The following is a 16,689-nucleotide window of genomic DNA, read 5'->3' on the forward strand; positions in this document are numbered from 1 at the left end:
TCGGTGGTGTTGCTGCCGGGTGCGGGTTTGCCTGATCCCTAGCGGGGATCCAGGTCAACTCGGGAACTGGCGTCTCGGCCTTGGCCTGGGTAGCCGGGGTGTCGTAGATGATCTGACCCTTGTAGGCCGTGATGGTGTTGAGCGGGTGGAACATGATCGGCGGGAAGTTCGCGGTGAGCCGCCGCAGCACCGGTCCCAGCCGTTCCCGGCACAGCTCGGCGCGGCGGAAGTAGTCCGGCGAGGAGGGCCCGCCCTGGGTGTCGAACGAGCCGCCGCAGATGAACTGAACCGGGTTGGTGAAGTTCGGCAGCGAGAGCAGACCGTTCAGGGTGCCCTGCGCGGGGTCGTAGATGTTGTAGAAGTTGGTGATGCCGGGCCCCGCCACGTGCAGGACCTGCTCGATGTTGTCGCTCTGGTCGCTCAGGGTCTGGGTCAAGTCGGTGAGCTGATTGACCGTATCGATCAGCGTCGAGTTGTTCTCGTGCAAAAACCCCCGGACGTCCGAGAGCGCCTGGTTCAAGGTGGCCAGGGTGTTGTCCAGATTGCGCGAGCTGTCGGCAAGTACCTGCGACACCGATGCCACATGCCCTGCGAACTGCACGATCTGCTCGTTGCTCTGCGAGAGGGCATCGACGAGGATCTGCAGGCTCTTGACGGTGCCGAAGATGTCGTTGCGGGAATCCCCGAGGCGGCCGGCAACTTGCGAAAGTTCCAGCAGCGCACTGTGGAACGAGTCGCCGTTGCCGTTCAAAGTGTTCGCGGCCTGGTTGATCGCCTGGCCCAGCGGGCCCTGCATCTCACCCGCGGCGGGGCTGAGCTGGACTGACAACTTCGTCAGGGCTTCCTTGACTTCATCCCACTCCACTGGCACCGCGGTGCGCGACAGATCGATGCTGGCGCCGTCGGACAGCGCGGGACCGCGGGTGTAAGCCGGGGTGAGCTGAATGAACCTGGCCGCCACCAGGTTCGGCGACATGATCACGGCCTTGGCATCCGCGGGGATCTTGACGTCCTCGGAGACGTTCATGGTGATCTTGACGTCCTGTGCCCGCGGCTCAATCGACTCGATCTCACCCACCGGCACACCGAGGATGCGCACCTCGTCCCCCGGGTACAGGCCGACCGCGGAGGTGAAGTAGGCGGTGAGCTTGCGGCCACCGCCACTGGCGGAGAACAACGTGTACGCGCCACCCAGTAACGCCGCCACCAGCGCGATGATCGTGACGGTCCGCAATCCCTTGCGCCCGAAGCGCTGCTTGGTCGTCATGGCGACTTCGGCCTGATCGTCCAACGCTCCTGGATCATGCCGCGCAGGTAGTCAGCGAGGCTATCCGGAAGCTTGCCCGGCTGGAACACGAAGTCGAACATCATCGCGACCGCTGGCGCCGGAATCGCGCCATACACATTGACGTTGAAGCCCGGTCCGGAGCTCACGACCTCGCCCAGCGTGGTCGCGTAGGTGGGCAGGCGCTTGAGGGCTTCGGTGATGTAGTCGCGGCGCTCGTTGAGGTTCGACAGGACCTGGTTGACCTTGGTCAACGCCGGGCCGAACTCCTTGCGGTTGTCGTTGACAAACCCGGACAGCTGCGCGGACACGTCATCGATGCCACCGATCAGCGCGCTCAACGCGGCGCGTCGCTCGTCGAGCGCCGCGAACAGTTGGTTGCCGTCGTTGACCAGGCTCCGGACTTGCGCGGCGCGGTCGGAGAGCACGGCCGTCACCGACTTCGCGTGCGCCAGCAGGGTTTGCAGCGCGTCGTCCCGGCTGTTCAACGTGCGGGACAGGGTCGTCAGGCCATCCAGCGTCCCGCGCAGTCCCGGCGTCGCGTCGTGCAGCGTCTCGGTGAGCACCCGCAACGCCTGCTCGAATTGGGGCTTGTTGAGGTTGTTGGCGTTCTGGCCCAGATCCTCCAGCGCGCCGGCCAGCGTGTAGGGCGTGGTGGTGCGGCTCAACGGGATCGATGTCGCATGCCCGGATCCGGCGGGACTCACCGAGATCGAGCGCTCGCCGAGGATGGTGTCGGTGCGGATGGCCGCCAAGGACTGGTCGCCGACGTTGACATGCCGGTCCACATCGAACACGATCTTGGCGCTGTCGCCAGCCAGGCTCACCTCGGTCACCTTGCCGACCTTGACGCCGGAGACCAGAACGTTGTTGCCGGGCCTGATGCCGCCCGCGTCGCTGAAATACGCCTGGTAGCTGCGGCCCTGCGGCCAGAACGGCAGCTTGGAGTAGCCGAACGCGACGAGCATGACGGATACCACCACGACCAGGCCGATGGTTCCGGTGCGCAGCGGGTCGCGATCCCGTGAGTTACTTGGCAAAGGCGCACCTCCCCTTGCTGGGATCGACCGAGCCGCCCAGGCCCAGTCGAATGTCGGAACCGGCCGGCCCATTGATCTTGATGGTGACCGAGCAGAAGTAGATGTTGAAGAACGACCCGTAGGTGCCCAGTGCCGCCAACCGCAGGTAATCCTCGCCCAGTTGCTCGACGTCGTTGTTGATCTCGGCTTTGCGGGTGTCCAGTTCGGTGGCGAACGGCCGGGCGTTTTCCAGCACACCCTGCAGCGGCCGGCGCGAGGTTTGCAGCACCTCGGTCAGGTCGGTGACTGTCGACGACAGCGGCGGGATGGCGCCGGCGATCGGATCGCGGTTCTTGGCGAGCCCTTCGATCAGCTGCTGGAACTGGTCGACGCTGGCCGAGAACTTGGCGCTGCGCTCGTCGATGGTGCCCAAAACCGTGTTCAGGTTGCTGATCACGTCACCGATGAGTTGGTCGCGCTTGCCCAGCGTCGACGAGAAGGAACTGGTGTCGGCCAGCACGCTGGCCAGGGCGCCACCTTGGCCCTGCAACAATTCGATGACGGCGCTGCTGATCGTGTTGATCTTGTCGGCGTCCAGGCCCTTGAGCACCGGCTTGAGACCGCCGAGCAGCGCATCCAGATCCAGGGCGGGCTGCGTGTGCTGGGCGTTGATGGTGCCGCCCTTGGGCAGCTTGCGCAGCTCCCCCGGGCCGGAAGTGATCTCCAAAAACCGGTCGCCGACCAGGTTTTCGTAGCGGATCACCGCACGTGTGGACGAGTACAGCGTGTAGCGCTCGTCGACGCCGAATTCGACGTCGACGGTGTTGTCGGGATTGAGCTTGACACCGGACACCGCCCCGACCGGCACGCCGGCAATGCGGACCTTCTGGCCTGCCTTCAGCTTTGACGCGTCGATGAAGGTGGCGTGGTAAGTGCTTTCCGATCCAAACCGGAAATCGCCGAAAACTACAACCAATGCCGCGGTCACCAACAACATCACCACGGTGAAGACGCTGACCTTGATCACCATCGACCGGTGCGATGGCATGCCACCGCCGGCCATCAGAAGTCGTCCCGTTCTGCGAAGGCGCCGTGGAACAGGAACTGCAGGGTAGACGGCGCGTCGAATTGCAGCTCGGTGTACGGCTCGTACGGGATAAGCGCATTGTCGGTGACCAGGAACGGGGCTCGGTAGAACGACCCGCCGGTCTGCTTGGTCGGGATGTCGGGCAGGCCACGGCAGTTCGGACCGCCGGACGCGTTCACAATCGGCAGGCTTTCCGGATAGGTGTAGGACGGCGCGCCCAGGACGAAACTCGACGAGGTGAACAGGCCGGCCTTGCGGACACCGATCAACGGTGCGAACTCCTTGACGCCGCGGTCGATGCCGGCCAGCAGGCAGCCGAACTCGGGCGAGTAGTCCGCGGCCACCTTCAGCGGGGCCCGCAACCGGTTGATGGTGGCGATCAGGTTCTCTTCGGCGGGCGCCAGTGTCTCGTAACCGTTGTTGGCCAACCCGATCGTGGCCAGCAACGTGGTGTTGAGGTTGTTCTGCTGATCTACCACGGTTCTGCTGATCGTGGGCAGGTTGCCGATCACCGTGTTGAGGTCGGGCGCGGCGTCACCGTAGTAGCCCAGGGCCAGCCCGGCCTGGCGGAAGTCTTCCTGCAGCGCGGGCAGCTTCGGATTGGCCTGGCGGGTAAGGGTGTTCAGTCCGGTCAACGTTGCGCCCAGGTCGTCACCGTGACCACGAAGGCCTTCCGAAAGTGCGCTCAGCGTCCCGTTCAACTCCACCGGGTCCACCTTGTGCAGCACATTCATCAGCGACTGGAACAGCGTGTTGACTTCCAGCTGAACGTCTTTGGCCTCCACCCGGGCGCCCGGCCGTAGCGAGGTCTGCGCCGGGTCTTTGGGCGGGATGAACTCCACTGACTTCGCACCGAAGATCGTGTTCCCGCCGATGTTCACCGTCGCGTTCGACGGGATGTAGCGCATTTCGCCACTGTTGATGGCCAATGTCAGGCGCGCCTGGTCTCCGCTGTAGGCGATGTCCTCCACCTTGCCGACCTGAATGCCACGGAACTTGACCTTGGCGCCCTTTTCCATCACCAACCCGGCCCGGTGCGACACAACCGTGACGGTTTCGGTCGACGTGAAGGCGGCCGTATAGGACAGGTAGGTCAAGACCGCCGACGCCACCAGCAGACCAGCCAGCACCGCGGCGGCCACCCGGCCGGCAGTGCGTCGTGATCCCGTGTCGGACATCGTCGTTATCCCGAGAGGTTGAAGTTGCCGGAGGAGCCGTAGACGGCGAGGGAGATGAACAGCGTAATGACCACCACCACGATCAGCGACGTGCGCACCGCCTGACCGACGGCGATGCCGACGCCGACCGATCCGCCGCTGGCGTTGTAGCCGTAATAGGTATGGACGAGCATGACAGCGATCGACATCGCGATCGCCTGCGCGAACGACCAGAGCAGGTCGGACGGAATCAGGAAGGTGTTGAAGTAATGGTCATACAGGCCCGCTGACTGCCCGTTGATGAACACCGTGGTGAACCGGGCGGCGAAGAACGCGGCCAGCACCGAAAGGGAGTAAAGCGGAATGATCGCCACCAAGCCTGCGATCAGTCGAGTGGACACCAGGTAGGACACCGAGTGCACCGCCATGCACTCCACCGCGTCGATTTCTTCGGAAACCCGCATCGCGCCCAGCTGCGCGGTGGCGCCGGCGCCGATGGTGGCCGCCAGCGCGATGCCCGCGATGACCGGCGCGACCACGCGGACGTTGAGGAAGGCCGAGAGGAATCCGGTGAGCGCCTCGATGCCGATGTTTCCCAGCGACGAATACCCCTGCACCGCGATGACGCCGCCGGAGGCCAGGGTGAGGAACGCCGCGACACCGACGGTGCCGCCGATCATGATCAGCGCACCCGCACCGAGCGTCATCTCGGCGATCAGCCGGATGGTCTCTTTGCGATAGCGGGTCAGGGCGTTGGGGACGTAACGCACCGTCTCGCCGTAGAACAACGCCTGCTCGCCAAAGTTGTCGACAGGTTCAGAGAACCTCGAGAAGAAGTTGCGTAGGCGAAAGGTGACGTCGTAGCTCATCGCATGCTCACCATCGCTCGTCCGTCGTCATTCGTTACCTCGCCCTACTTGGCCGAGATTCTGACGCCGATGGCGGTCATCACCACGTTGATCACGAACAGACAGATGAAGGCGTAGACGACGGTTTCGTTGACGGCGTTGCCGACGCCCTTGGGCCCGCCTTTGACGGTCAACCCGCGATAGCAACCGACCAGGCCGGCCATCACCCCGAACAGCAAGGCCTTGACTTCGGCGAGGATCAATTCCCGCAACCCGGTCAGCACCGTCAGCCCGTTGATGAATGACCCGGGGTTGACGCCCTGCAGGAACACCGAAAAGGCGTAGCCACCAGACAATCCGATGAGGCACACCAAGCCGTTGAGCAACACCGCAACCAGCATGCTGGCCAACACTCGGGGCACCACGAGCCGCTGGATCGGATCGATGCCCAGCACCCGCATCGCGTCGATCTCCTCGCGGATGGTGCGGGCGCCGAGGTCCGCGCAGATCGCGGTGGCACCGGCGCCGGCCACCACGAGCACCGTCACCACCGGGCCCAGCTGGGTGATGGTGCCGAACGCGGTTCCGGCACCGGACAAGTCGGCCGCGCCGATCTCACGCAACAGGATATTCAGGGTGAAGGCGACCAGCACCGTGAACGGGATGGAGACCAACAGCGTCGGCACCAGGGACACCCGCGCGATCATCCAGGTCTGGTCGAGAAACTCCCGGAATTGAAAAGGCCGCCGAAAGGCGGCACGCGCGGTCTCTATTGACATCTCGAAGAATCCGCCGACGCCCCGGGCCGGTACGGCAAGCTTCTGCAACAACCCGGGTCCCCCAATCTGCTGCTCGCGGCGAATCGTTATGCCCTGAACACACCGTTGGTTGACTCGTTGCTTGGTGTGAGCCGGCTCATACTAACTAGAACAAGTTCCGGGTGTCGATGAACCCCGGAATATTTTGCAGCAAATATGCCTAGCTGGTATTTCCTCTCCATCTGTGCTGACCTGGCCGCCCGCTTGCGAGCCGGCGAGCCGGTGTCAAGCCTTTTATGGCGCTTCCCTCACCCCATCACGCTGGTGGCGGCGAAATTGTGTTCCGGATCGCGACCAGCAAAGTAATCCTGCAGCGTCGCGCTGAGCTGTCCCGGCTCCCACGCGGCGGCGTCCGCCTGGAACTGGTGCTCCACCGTTGGGGCGGCCACCAGGGTCACCCGGGGGCCGTAGACGATGAACACCTGGCCGTTGACTTCCGCGGCCGCCGGTGACGCCAGGAACTGCACCAGGGTGACCACGTGCTCCGGCGAGAGCGGGTCGATGTCGGCGTCCTCGGGGGCTGCCCCGAACACGTCGGCCGTCATAGCGGTGCGCGCCCGCGGGCAGATCGCATTGGCGCACACGCCATAGCGGCCCAGCGCCCGCGCCGCCGAGAGGGTCAGCGCCGTGATGCCCGCCTTGGCGGCACCATAGTTGGCCTGCCCGACCGGTCCGACCAGTCCTGCCTCCGAAGAGGTGTTGATGATGCGGCCGAAAACGCGGCCCTCCGGGCTTTCTTTGGCTTTGCCGCGCCAGTAGGTGGCGGCGTTGCGGGTGAGCAGGAAATGACCCCGCAGGTGCACGGCGATCACCTGGTCCCAGTCCTCGTCGCTCATGTTGAACAGCATCCGATCGCGGGTGATGCCGGCGTTGTTGACCACGATGTCCAGTCCGCCCAGGCCGTCGGCCGTGCTCAGTAACTCGTCGGCGGTGGAACGCTGGCTGATATCGCCCGCGACGGCAATCGCTTTGGAGCCTGCCGCGCTGATCTCGTCGATGACGTCGGAGGAGTCCAGGCCGGAGGCGATGTCGTTGACGACGACGGTTGCGCCCAACCGGGCGAGGCCTATCGCCTCGGCGCGGCCCAGGCCGGCGGCGGCACCGGTCACCACCGCGACCTTGCCGGACAGATCGGTCGCGTTCGTGCTGCTACTCAATTTATGAATACCTCTAGTTTCGGTTCAGTCCTCACGCAACAGCGCGGCGCGTGGGCATTCGGCGATCGATTGCTCGGCCAGATCTTCCTGGTCGGGGGGATCGGATCGGTCTTCACGACCGCATAGTCCTCGTCATCGAGATCGAAGATATCCGGCGCAATTCCCAAGCACACGGCGTTACCTTCGCAACGGTCACGGTCCACTTTCACTCGCACGGCATCCTCCTTGAACCTGGGCTGGGAGTTCGGAAACACGCCTTGTCCAACTCGATCAGTATGTAGCAACACACTAGGGCTCCGGTACGTCTGAAGATAGGGTCGCTGGATTCCAAGACTAGAACGTGTTACAACCGGGGAGACGAATGGGTGGCCGCCGCGTGCGGGGCGGCCCCGGTTACCAGCACGATCGCTTGATCGGAGGCGGCAGCAATGCGCATCAGTTACACCCCGGAACAGGAGGAGCTGCGGCGCGAGCTGCGTTCGTACTTCGACAAGCTGATGACTCCCGAGCGTCGCGAGGCGCTGAGCTCGGTCCAGGGTGAATACGGCACCGGAAACGTCTACCGGGAGACCGTCGCGCAGATGGGCAAGGACGGGTGGCTCACCCTGAACTGGCCCAAGGAGTACGGCGGCCAGGACCGGAGCCCGATGGACTCGCTGATCTTCACCGATGAGGCCGCATTGGCCGGCGCCCCGGTTCCTTTCCTGACGATCAACAGCGTGGCGCCGACGATCATGGCGTTCGGCACCGAGGAGCAGAAGAAGTTTTTCCTGCCCAAGATCGCCGCCGGCGACCTGCACTTCTCGATCGGCTATTCGGAACCGGGCGCCGGGACCGACCTGGCCAACCTGCGCACGACTGCCGTCCGCGATGGCGACGAGTACGTGATCAACGGCCAGAAGATGTGGACCAGCCTGATCGCGTACGCCGATTACGTGTGGCTGGCGGTGCGCACCAATCCCGAGGCCAAGAAACACCGCGGAATCTCAATGCTGATCGTGCCGACGACCGCCGAGGGCTTCTCCTGGACACCGGTGCACACCATGGCCGGTCCCGACACCAGTGCCACCTACTACACCGACGTGCGGGTGCCGGTGACGAATCTGGTCGGCGAGGAGAACGCCGGCTGGAAGTTGGTGACCAATCAGCTCAACCACGAGCGGGTCGCGCTGGTCTCCTCGGCACCGATCTTCTTGGCCCTGCGTGAGGTGCGCGAATGGGCGCAGAACACCAAGGACTTCGGCGGCGCGCGCGTCATTGATTCGGAGTGGGTGCAGATCAACCTGGCCCGCGTGCACGCCAAAGCCGAAGTGCTCAAGCTGATCAACTGGGAACTGTCGTCCTCGCAGAGCGAATCCCTGTCGCCGGCTGACGCCTCGGCCGCCAAGGTGTACGGGACCGAGCTGGCCACCGAGGCTTACCGGCTCCTGATGGAGGTGCTGGGCACCGGCGCAACGTTGCGGCAGGACTCCCCCGGCGCACTGCTGCGCGGCCGGGTGGAACGGATGCACCGGGCGTGCCTGATCCTGACTTTTGGTGGGGGCACCAATGAAGTCCAGCGCGACATCATCGGCATGGTCGCGCTGGGCCTGCCGCGAGCCAGCCGCTGATCTCCCTGTAAAGGACGGACATTCATGGATTTCTCGACAACCGAAGCGGCCCAGGACCTCGGGGGCCTGGTCGACACCATCGTCGACTCCGTATGCACGCCCGAGCATCAGCGCGAGCTGGACAAGCTCGAGCAACGGTTCGACCGGGATTTGTGGCGCAAGCTCATCGACAGCGACATCCTGACCAGCGCGTCCGCCGCCCAGGTGGGTGGCGACGGCTTCGGTGTCCTCGAACAGGTCGCGATTCTGGTGGCGCTCGGCCACCAACTGGCGGCGGTGCCGTACCTGGAGTCGGTGGTGCTGGGCGCGGGGGCACTGGCCCGGTTCGGCTCCGAGTCACTGCAGCAGGATTGGGGTGCGCCCGCGGTGCGGGGCGAGAAGATCCTGACCGCCGCGCTGGACGGCGAGATGGGCGAGGGTCCGGTGCAGGCCGCCGCGGAGTCCGGCGGGCACCGGTTGACCGGCAGCCGCACCCAAGTTTCCTTCGGTCCGGTGGCCGACGCCTTCCTCGTTTCCGCCGAAACCGATTCCGGCACCGCCGTTTTCCTCGTCGCCGCGGACGACCCGGGAGTGACGGTAACCCCGCTGCAAACTACCGGCCTGGGCAGCGTCGGGCATCTGGCGCTAGAGGGCGTGGTGGTGGATTCCGCTCGTCGCGTCGGCGGCGCCGACGCGCTGGTGTGGCTGCGTACGATTGCCACCCTGGGCCGCAGCGCCTATCAGTTGGGTGTGCTAGAGCGTGGCCTGCACATGACCGCCGAATACGCCCGCACCCGTGAGCAATTCGACCGCCCGATCGGCAGCTTCCAGGCGGTTGGTCAACGAATGGCCGACGGCTACATCGATGTCAAGGGACTGCGGCTGACGCTGACGCAGGCCGCCTGGAAGGTCGCCGAGGACATTCCCGCCGAAATCGACGTTGCCTCCGCGGCATTTTGGGCCGCCGATGCCGGGCATCGAGTGGCGCACACCATCGTGCACGTGCACGGCGGCGTCGGTGTGGACACCGATCACCCGGTACACCGCTACTTCCTGGCCGCCAAGGAAACCGAATTCGCGCTGGGCGGCGCCACCGGGCAGCTGCGGCAGATCGGTCGAGAGCTCGCTGAGACGCCCGCCTGATCGGCTTTCTTTGCGGCGAACGGGTGACGTGAGCTCATGAGCCCTGACCCCACGGTCACCGACCTGTTGGTGCCGCTGGCCGAAATCGACGATCGCGGCGTCTTTTTCGAGGATTCGTTCACCAGCTGGCGGGACCACCTACGGCACGGCGCGGCGATTGCCGCGGCGCTGCGGGCCCGGCTCGACCCGGCGCGCCCACCGCACGTCGGGGTGCTGCTGCAGAACACCCCGTTCTTCTCGGCGATGCTGGTGGCCGCCGGAATGTCGGGCATCATCCCGGTGGGTCTGAACCCGGTGCGGCGCGGCGCGGCGCTGGAACGAGACATCAAGCACGCGGACTGCCAACTGGTGCTGGCCGACTCCGCATCGGCGGCGACGCTGGACGGTATCGATTACATCGACGTCGACTCCGTCGCGTGGGCGAATGAGATTGCTGCTCATGCAGATTGCTCGCTTGCATTTCAATCCGCTTCCGCTGCGGACCTTTTCATGCTGATCTTCACTTCGGGCACCAGTGGTGAGCCGAAAGCGGTGAAGTGCAGTCATGGCAAGGTGGCGATCGCCGGTGTGACGATGTCTGGGCGCTTCGGGCTGGGTGTTGACGACGTCTGCTACGTATCGATGCCGTTGTTCCATTCCAATGCGGTGCTGGTCGGCTGGGCGGTCGCGGCCGCGTGCCGGGGCTCGCTGGCGTTGCGGCGCAAGTTCTCTGCCTCCGGGTTCTTGCCGGATGTGCGCCGGTATGGCGCCACCTATGCGAATTACGTTGGCAAGCCGTTGTCTTATGTGCTCGCCACACCCCAGCAACCGGATGACGCCGACAACCCATTGCGCGCGGTATACGGCAACGAAGGCGTGCCGGCCGATATCGAGCGGTTCGGCCGCAGATTTGGTTGCATCGTGCAGGACGGGTTCGGCTCTACCGAAGGCGGCGTGGCGATCGCACGTACCCCCGACACGCCAGCGGGATCGCTCGGCCCCCTGCCGGACGGGATCCAGATCGTCGATCCCGACACCGGTACGCCGTGTCTGGCCGGGGTGGTCGGTGAACTGGTGAATACCGCCGGTCCGGGCCGCTTCGAGGGGTATTACAACGACGAGGCGGCCGAGGCCGAGCGGATGGCCGGCGGCATTTACCACAGCGGCGATCTCGCCTATCGCGACGAGGCGGGGTACGTCTACTTCGCCGGCCGGCTCGGTGATTGGATGCGGGTCGACGGCGAAAACCTGGGCACCGCCCCAATCGAGCGGGTACTGATGCGCTATCCCGACGTGCTGGAAGTTGCGGTATATCCAGTGCCCGATCCGGTGGTGGGCGACCAGGTGATGGCGGCGCTGGTGATGGCTTCGGGAGCAACGTTTGACGCCTCGAAGTTCCAGGCCTTTCTCGCCGAACAGCCCGATCTCGGACCGAAGCAGTGGCCATCCTACGTTCGGGTCAGTGCGGGACTGCCCGGGACGGTGACATTCAAGGTGCTCAAGCGTCAGCTCTCGGCCGAGGGGGTCGACTGCGCGGACCCGGTGTTCCGGATCCGCCAGTGAGCAAGGGGCTCACCGCGAACTTCGACGAGCTTGCCGCGACGATTCCCGCGCGGGTCGGCGTAGCTGTGGCGGAAGGCACCGCAGTGCGCCCGTTCGGCGAATGGTCCATCGGGGTGGCGTGGTCGACCATCAAAGTGCCGTTGGCCATCGCGGCGCTGCGTGCTGATGCGTCGGCTGCAGAACCGTTGGTCATCAGGGCGATACGCGAATCCGACAACCCCGCATCAGAGCAGCTGTGGTCGCTCCTTGGGGAACCCACGGAAGCCGCACGGCGGGTTCAGGCCGTGCTTGCCGAGTGCGGAGATCCAAGCACCGTGGTCGAATCCCGGCGGCTGCGGCCGCCGTACACCGCGTTCGGGCAGACCCACTGGTCTCTGGAGCGGCAGGCGTTGTTCGCTGCCAGGATGGATCATGCCCAGGTGCTCGACTTGATGCGCGGCCTGTTGCCTCGACAGCGCTGGGGCTTGGCTGCCAAAGGTGTTGCGGCCAAGGGTGGTTGGGGACCAGGCATTCAGAACGGCTATCTGGTACGCCAATTCGGCGTCATTGCGCCGAGACGGCTCGGCGTGGCATTGGCGGCTGACGCGGCGACCTTCGAAGACGGTGTGGCTGCGCTCGACCGGCTGACCGAATGGCTATTCAGCCGGCTGAGTGACCTAACCCAGCAGTGACGGCACCACCGCGTCGATCAGATGCGGGCCGGGCTCGGCTAGAGCGTCCCGCAACGCGGCAGCGAGCTCCTCTGCGGTGGTGACCCCGCGGGCGGGCACACCCATGCCTTCCGCGATCTTGACGAAATCCATGGAGGGACGCGAGATATCGAGCAGGTCCAGCGCTTTGGGGCCCGGAGCGGACCCGGCGCCGACCCGCTGCAGCTCGAGCCGCAAGATGTCGTAGGCGCCGTTGTTGTAGATCACGGTGGTGACGTCGAGGTTTTCGCGGGCCTGCGTCCATAGGCCGGAGATCGTGTACATGGCCGACCCATCGGATTCCAGACAAATCACGGGACGGTCGGGCGCGGCGACCGCGGCACCCACCGCCGTCGGGATTCCGTACCCGATCGCTCCCCCGGTCAGAGTCAACCAGTCGTGCGCCGGCGCTCCGGCGGTCGCCTGAGCCAGCAACACTCCCGAAGTGTTGGACTCGTCCACCACGATGGCCCGCTCCGGCAGCAGCGCCCCGATCACGTCGGCGGCCGAGGCCGAGGTCAGCTGACCCGACGGCAGTTGTGGCCGAGATGCGGGCGCCAGCGAGGCTGTCGTTCCGGGCGCCAACTTCTCGGCCAGCGCGGCCAAAGCCACTCCGGCGCCGGTAGCTTCGGCCAACATGTGCACTTCGCAACCCGCGGGCACCAGATCGCTGGGCATGCCCGGGTAGGCGAAAAACGACACCGGTGACTTCGCCCCGGCCAACACCAGATGTTTGGCGCCGTCCAATTGAGCCGCGGCAGCTTCGGCGAAGTACCCGAGCCGCTCCACGGCCGGCACTCCGGCACCGCGCTCCAGGCGGGTGGGGAATGTCTCGCACAACAGCCGGGCGCCGGTCGCCTCGGCGATGCGTGCGGCGGCCGCCAGCCCGGCCCCGCGGGTGGCGTCGCCCCCGATCAGGATCGTGGTGGGTTCCCCCGACCGCAGCACCTTGGCTACGGAACCGTCGTCCGTGGCTGCCCCCGACCACGTCGACGAGACGGGTTTGACGGGTTCGGCACCGTCGGACCACGAGGCGTCCGCGGGCAGAATCAGCGTGGCGACCTGCGCACCGGCGCGGCTGGCCGCGATCGCCTCGGCCGTGTCGGTCGCGACGTCGGCGGCGGCGGTGCTGCGCCGGACCCAACCCGAGACGGTGCCCGCGAGGGCGTCGATGTCGGATTCCAGTGGGGCGTCGTACTTTTTGTGATATGTGGCGTGGTCGCCGACGACGACGACCATCGGCACCCGGGCGCGCCGGGCATTGTGCAGGTTCGCCAGGCCATTGCCCAGGCCCGGTCCCAGATGCAGCAGCACGGCCGCGGGCCGGTCGGCGATGCGGGCGTAGCCGTCGGCGGCGCCGGTTGCCACACCCTCGAAAAGGGTTAGTACGCCACGCATTTTCTCGACGGTGTCCAGCGCGGCCACGAAGTGCATCTCCGACGTGCCCGGGTTGGCGAAACACACGTCGACTCCGCCGTCGACCAACGTGTTGATCAGGGCCTGGGCACCGTTCACGTGACTACCTTTCGTCGCAGCTGGAAAACCCGCTCGGCATTGTCGTGCAGGAAGTCTCGACGAGCCTCGTCGGTGAGTCCGAGTTCGTCAAGAGCCGCCAGGGCGTGACTGTGGCTGATCATGGGGTAGTTGGTGCCGAACAGCACTTTGCGTTGTCCGGTACCGGTTTTCATGAACTTGACCAGTTCGTCCGGTAGCCGCTGGATTGTGTAGGCCGACGTGTCGATGTAGACGTTCGGGTGCTTGCGGGCGACAGCGACCATCTCCTCGGTCCACGGATAGCCGACGTGTCCGCAGACGATGACCAACTCGGGGAAGTCGAGGGCCACTTGGTCGATGTAGGGAATCGGGCGTCCGGTTTCCGACGGCATCAGCGGCCCGGTGTGGCCGACCTGCGTGCAGAACGGCACACCGGACTCCACACACTGCGCGAACAACGGGTAGTAGCGGCGGTCGGTTGGCGGGGCGTTCCACAGCCAGGGCACCACCCGAAGGCCGACGAATCCCTCGTCGATGCGGCGCCTGAGCTCGCGTACGGCGTCCATCGGGCGGTCGAGGTCGACCGCAGCCAAACCGGCGAACCTGCTCGGATGAGCCTGTATCCAACTTCGGACCTCGTCGTTCGAGACGAGATCTTGACCATGCGGTCCCAGCCAGGCACTGAGCAAACCGAACCCGACGTTGGCGGCGTCCATCGCTTGAATCGTGGCCTCGATCGGGATGTCAGCATCCGGAATGGAACCGCCGGTCCAGCGTCGCAAGGAGGCCAGCATGTCGCTGCGCAGGAACCGCTGCGTCGGGTGCTGCATCCACACATCGATCGCCATCGCGCTTTGACGATATCGCGCGATCAGGCGTTCAACGCAGCACGCGCAGCGGCATCGGTCTGCCGGGCGTAACTCTTGCCGAATAGCGCCACGTGCGCCAGCAGCGGGAAGAGTTGGTGCAGACCGACGCGGTGACGCCAGCCGTCGGTCAACCGGCGCACTTGCTGATAGCCGGACAAGATCTCGTCGAAGTATGGACAGCCGAATAGCGCAAGCATGGCCAGGTCGGTCTCGCGGTGGCCGGCGTGAGCAGCCGGATCGATCAGCACCACCCCGTCGGGCGTCCACATCACGTTGCCGCTCCACAAGTCCCCGTGCAGCCGAGCCGGGCGGTCGTCATCGTCGTATTCGCCGGCACTGCACCGCGCCACCACCGATTCGATCGACTGGCGGTTCGTCGGCTCGAGGCGCGGCGCCGCGAGTTCGGCCATCGGAATCAACCTTTCCTCGGCGTAGAACTCACCCCAGCGTGGGTGCCGCCGCAGCGACATCGGCAGCGGCTGTTCCAACGGTCCAAAGAAGCCGGGTGCGTCCCACCCATCGGGTCCGGCGCCGAAGGCAGGAGCACCGGCATCGTGGGTGGCGGCCAGACGGCGGCCGAATGCCTGCGCCGCCTCCGGCGTCGGCGGCACCGAATCAAGCCGACGCAGCGTCAGGCTCGTCGCGTCGACGGACACGATGTGTGCGCAGGGCACTCCCCCGTGCGCGCCAGAAAGCCAGCGCAGGCCCGCGGCCTCCCATGAGAAGTAACCGTCCGGCGCGCCCGGATGTTGCTTGACGAAGTCGGTCACGACCAGCCTGACGAGTGCATGGATGGGACTGTAGACGGGCGTCGGCCTGGCCTGTGTGTCTGTGTCTCTGATATTTGCCAGCGCGACAATATCCGTCCGTTCGCGTCGCGGGAATCGACCCCACTTCACGGCCGATCAGCGCGCATTACACCACCGCTCATGCTGCTCTTCCTCTGCTGATGCGGCCGAGCTACCAGCACGATCGCGATGCGCGCCTCCTGCTGTGCCGTAATGCCACCGTTCAGGGTGCGCCGCCTCCGAACCAAAAACCTGCGCTTGCCGCCACCTTCAGACCAGCGCATTGACGGGGCCCGCCGCATTCGCTTGCAGGCATCCCTCAGGCGTTGTACGCGGAGGTTCTCAACTGCGCAGGTCCTGAGACTGGCCGAGATGTTTGCGTATCAAGATCACACTATTAGTTTCGAATTTGCCAAAACCGGCGACATCGGGATCGTTTTTTACTAACATCTGCGTAAGCGATCCCGGCGTGGAGCGAATATGTGAACTTTTACCCTCCTGCTGGGAGCTTCGTTTAATGTCTTTCGTTTCGGTTTCGGCGGAAAGTGTCGCGGCTGCCGCCGCTGACCTGGCCAAACTGGGATCGACGATCGGTGCCGCCAACGCGGCCGCCGCAGCCTCAACGAGTCAGGTGCTGGCGGCTGCCGGTGACGAAGTTTCGCTTCGCATTGCTGCGCTTTTCGGCGGATACGGCCGGGAATATCAAGCGGTCAGCGCACAGGTAGCGCAGTTCCACGAGCAGTTCGTACAGACCCTGCGCGCCGGCACCGGCGCGTATGTGTGGACCGAGCTAGAGAACGCCGAGCAGGCTTTGCTGGACGTGATCAATTCGCCCACGCAGACGCTGCTGGGTCGCCCGTTAATTGGTGATGGCGCCAACGCGACGACCCCGGGCGGCGCCGGTGGAGACGGCGGCATTCTGTTCGGAAACGGCGGCAGTGGTGCCGCCGGCGCGGTCGGTCAGACCGGCGGCGCCGGCGGATCCGCCGGCCTGATCGGTAGCGGCGGCACGGGCGGCACCGGCGGCGTCGGCGCCAGCGGCGGTGCCGGCGGTAGCGGGGGATGGTTACTGGGTCTCGGTGGTCAGGGTGGCGCCGGCGGCATTGGCGGCGGCACCGGCGGCGCGGGCGGCAACGGTGGCTTCCTGTGGGGCGGCGGCGGCAACGGCGGGGCCGGTGGCATCGGTGGCGGCACCGGCGGCGCC

The 16,689-nt window shown here is 65.6% G+C and carries 15 protein-coding genes and 1 pseudogene; 5 read left to right on the forward strand and 11 right to left on the reverse strand.

Going from position 1 to position 16,689, the window contains the following annotated elements; all coding sequences use genetic code 11:
* The 8 genes and pseudogenes from BN972_RS27105 to BN972_RS28635 all read right to left on the reverse strand — a co-directional run.
* A partial coding sequence (locus BN972_RS27105; RefSeq protein ID WP_080697243.1) for a virulence factor Mce family protein occupies window positions 1-1,267 on the reverse strand: 1,267 nt, incomplete at its 3' end.
* Window positions 1,264-2,325, reverse strand: coding sequence for an MCE family protein (locus tag BN972_RS27110; RefSeq protein WP_036365657.1), 1,062 nt, complete (start codon window positions 2,323-2,325; stop codon window positions 1,264-1,266). The genes BN972_RS27105 and BN972_RS27110, both read right to left, overlap by 4 nt.
* Window positions 2,315-3,367, reverse strand: a complete 1,053-nt coding sequence (locus BN972_RS27115) for an MCE family protein (protein WP_036365659.1) — start codon at window positions 3,365-3,367, stop codon at window positions 2,315-2,317. The genes BN972_RS27110 and BN972_RS27115 overlap by 11 nt, the downstream gene beginning before the upstream one ends.
* A complete protein-coding gene (locus BN972_RS27120) occupies window positions 3,367-4,569 on the reverse strand; it encodes a virulence factor Mce family protein (RefSeq protein WP_036365662.1) in 1,203 nt (400 codons plus the stop codon). Before BN972_RS27120 ends, BN972_RS27115 begins: the two co-directional genes overlap by 1 nt.
* A gap of 5 nt (window positions 4,570-4,574) precedes the next feature.
* Window positions 4,575-5,417 carry an MlaE family ABC transporter permease gene (locus tag BN972_RS27125; RefSeq protein WP_036365664.1) on the reverse strand — a complete coding sequence of 281 codons (843 nt, stop codon included), beginning with the start codon at window positions 5,415-5,417 and terminating at the stop codon, window positions 4,575-4,577.
* A gap of 44 nt (window positions 5,418-5,461) precedes the next feature.
* Entirely contained in the window at window positions 5,462-6,226 is a 765-nt protein-coding gene (locus BN972_RS27130) for an MlaE family ABC transporter permease (protein ID WP_036365668.1), read from the reverse strand.
* 236 nt (window positions 6,227-6,462) lie between these two features.
* Window positions 6,463-7,371, reverse strand: coding sequence for a 3-oxoacyl-ACP reductase (locus BN972_RS27135; RefSeq protein ID WP_036365672.1), 909 nt, complete (start codon window positions 7,369-7,371; stop codon window positions 6,463-6,465).
* Between the two features lie 24 nt (window positions 7,372-7,395).
* Window positions 7,396-7,586 (reverse strand): annotated as a pseudogene (locus BN972_RS28635) (ferredoxin).
* 213 nt (window positions 7,587-7,799) lie between these two features.
* Here BN972_RS28635 and BN972_RS27140 point away from each other — a divergent pair.
* Genes BN972_RS27140 through BN972_RS27155 form a run of 4 tightly spaced genes read left to right on the forward strand, consistent with a single transcriptional unit; the run spans window position 7,800 to window position 12,316 of the window.
* Complete coding sequence (locus BN972_RS27140; protein WP_036365674.1) at window positions 7,800-8,981, forward strand: acyl-CoA dehydrogenase; 1,182 nt, start codon at window positions 7,800-7,802, stop codon at window positions 8,979-8,981.
* A gap of 24 nt (window positions 8,982-9,005) precedes the next feature.
* Complete coding sequence (locus BN972_RS27145) at window positions 9,006-10,103, forward strand: acyl-CoA dehydrogenase family protein (RefSeq protein ID WP_036365677.1); 1,098 nt, start codon at window positions 9,006-9,008, stop codon at window positions 10,101-10,103.
* Window positions 10,104-10,139: 36 nt separating this feature from the next.
* Window positions 10,140-11,645 (forward strand): long-chain-fatty-acid--CoA ligase FadD17, encoded by a 1,506-nt coding sequence (gene fadD17 / locus BN972_RS27150; RefSeq protein WP_036365681.1) that lies wholly within the window; start codon window positions 10,140-10,142, stop codon window positions 11,643-11,645.
* The gene (locus tag BN972_RS27155; RefSeq protein WP_036365684.1) at window positions 11,642-12,316 is read left to right on the forward strand and encodes a serine hydrolase; all 675 of its coding nucleotides are present in this window, start codon (window positions 11,642-11,644) and stop codon (window positions 12,314-12,316) included. Before fadD17 ends, BN972_RS27155 begins: the two co-directional genes overlap by 4 nt.
* Here BN972_RS27155 and BN972_RS27160 read toward each other — a convergent pair.
* The 3 genes from BN972_RS27160 to BN972_RS27170 are packed head-to-tail and all read right to left on the reverse strand — an operon-like array spanning window position 12,302 to window position 15,467.
* On the reverse strand, window positions 12,302-13,849 hold the full coding sequence (locus BN972_RS27160; RefSeq protein ID WP_036365689.1) for an acetolactate synthase large subunit: 1,548 nt from the start codon (window positions 13,847-13,849) through the stop codon (window positions 12,302-12,304). The genes BN972_RS27155 and BN972_RS27160 overlap by 15 nt on opposite strands.
* Window positions 13,846-14,676 (reverse strand): amidohydrolase family protein, encoded by an 831-nt coding sequence (locus BN972_RS27165; RefSeq protein ID WP_036365691.1) that lies wholly within the window; start codon window positions 14,674-14,676, stop codon window positions 13,846-13,848. Before BN972_RS27165 ends, BN972_RS27160 begins: the two co-directional genes overlap by 4 nt.
* 23 nt (window positions 14,677-14,699) lie before the next feature.
* The gene (locus tag BN972_RS27170; protein WP_036365693.1) at window positions 14,700-15,467 is read right to left on the reverse strand and encodes a fructosamine kinase family protein; all 768 of its coding nucleotides are present in this window, start codon (window positions 15,465-15,467) and stop codon (window positions 14,700-14,702) included.
* A 535-nt stretch (window positions 15,468-16,002) separates the two neighbouring features.
* Here BN972_RS27170 and BN972_RS27175 point away from each other — a divergent pair.
* A partial coding sequence (locus tag BN972_RS27175; protein ID WP_036365695.1) for a PE family protein occupies window positions 16,003-16,689 on the forward strand: 687 nt, incomplete at its 3' end.

The organism is Mycobacterium asiaticum DSM 44297 (assembly GCF_000613245.1).
In the GTDB taxonomy this organism is placed as follows: domain Bacteria; phylum Actinomycetota; class Actinomycetes; order Mycobacteriales; family Mycobacteriaceae; genus Mycobacterium; species Mycobacterium asiaticum.

Coding starts and splice junctions, on each gene's coding strand:
- BN972_RS27115 (WP_036365659.1), bottom strand. CDS start 3,367: ATGGCCGGCGGTGGCATGCCATCGCACCGGTCGATGGTGATCAAGGTC.
- BN972_RS27120 (WP_036365662.1), bottom strand. CDS start 4,569: ATGTCCGACACGGGATCACGACGCACTGCCGGCCGGGTGGCCGCCGCG.
- BN972_RS27125 (WP_036365664.1), bottom strand. CDS start 5,417: ATGAGCTACGACGTCACCTTTCGCCTACGCAACTTCTTCTCGAGGTTC.
- BN972_RS27140 (WP_036365674.1), top strand. CDS start 7,800: ATGCGCATCAGTTACACCCCGGAACAGGAGGAGCTGCGGCGCGAGCTG.
- BN972_RS27145 (WP_036365677.1), top strand. CDS start 9,006: ATGGATTTCTCGACAACCGAAGCGGCCCAGGACCTCGGGGGCCTGGTC.
- fadD17 (WP_036365681.1), top strand. CDS start 10,140: ATGAGCCCTGACCCCACGGTCACCGACCTGTTGGTGCCGCTGGCCGAA.
- BN972_RS27165 (WP_036365691.1), bottom strand. CDS start 14,676: ATGGCGATCGATGTGTGGATGCAGCACCCGACGCAGCGGTTCCTGCGC.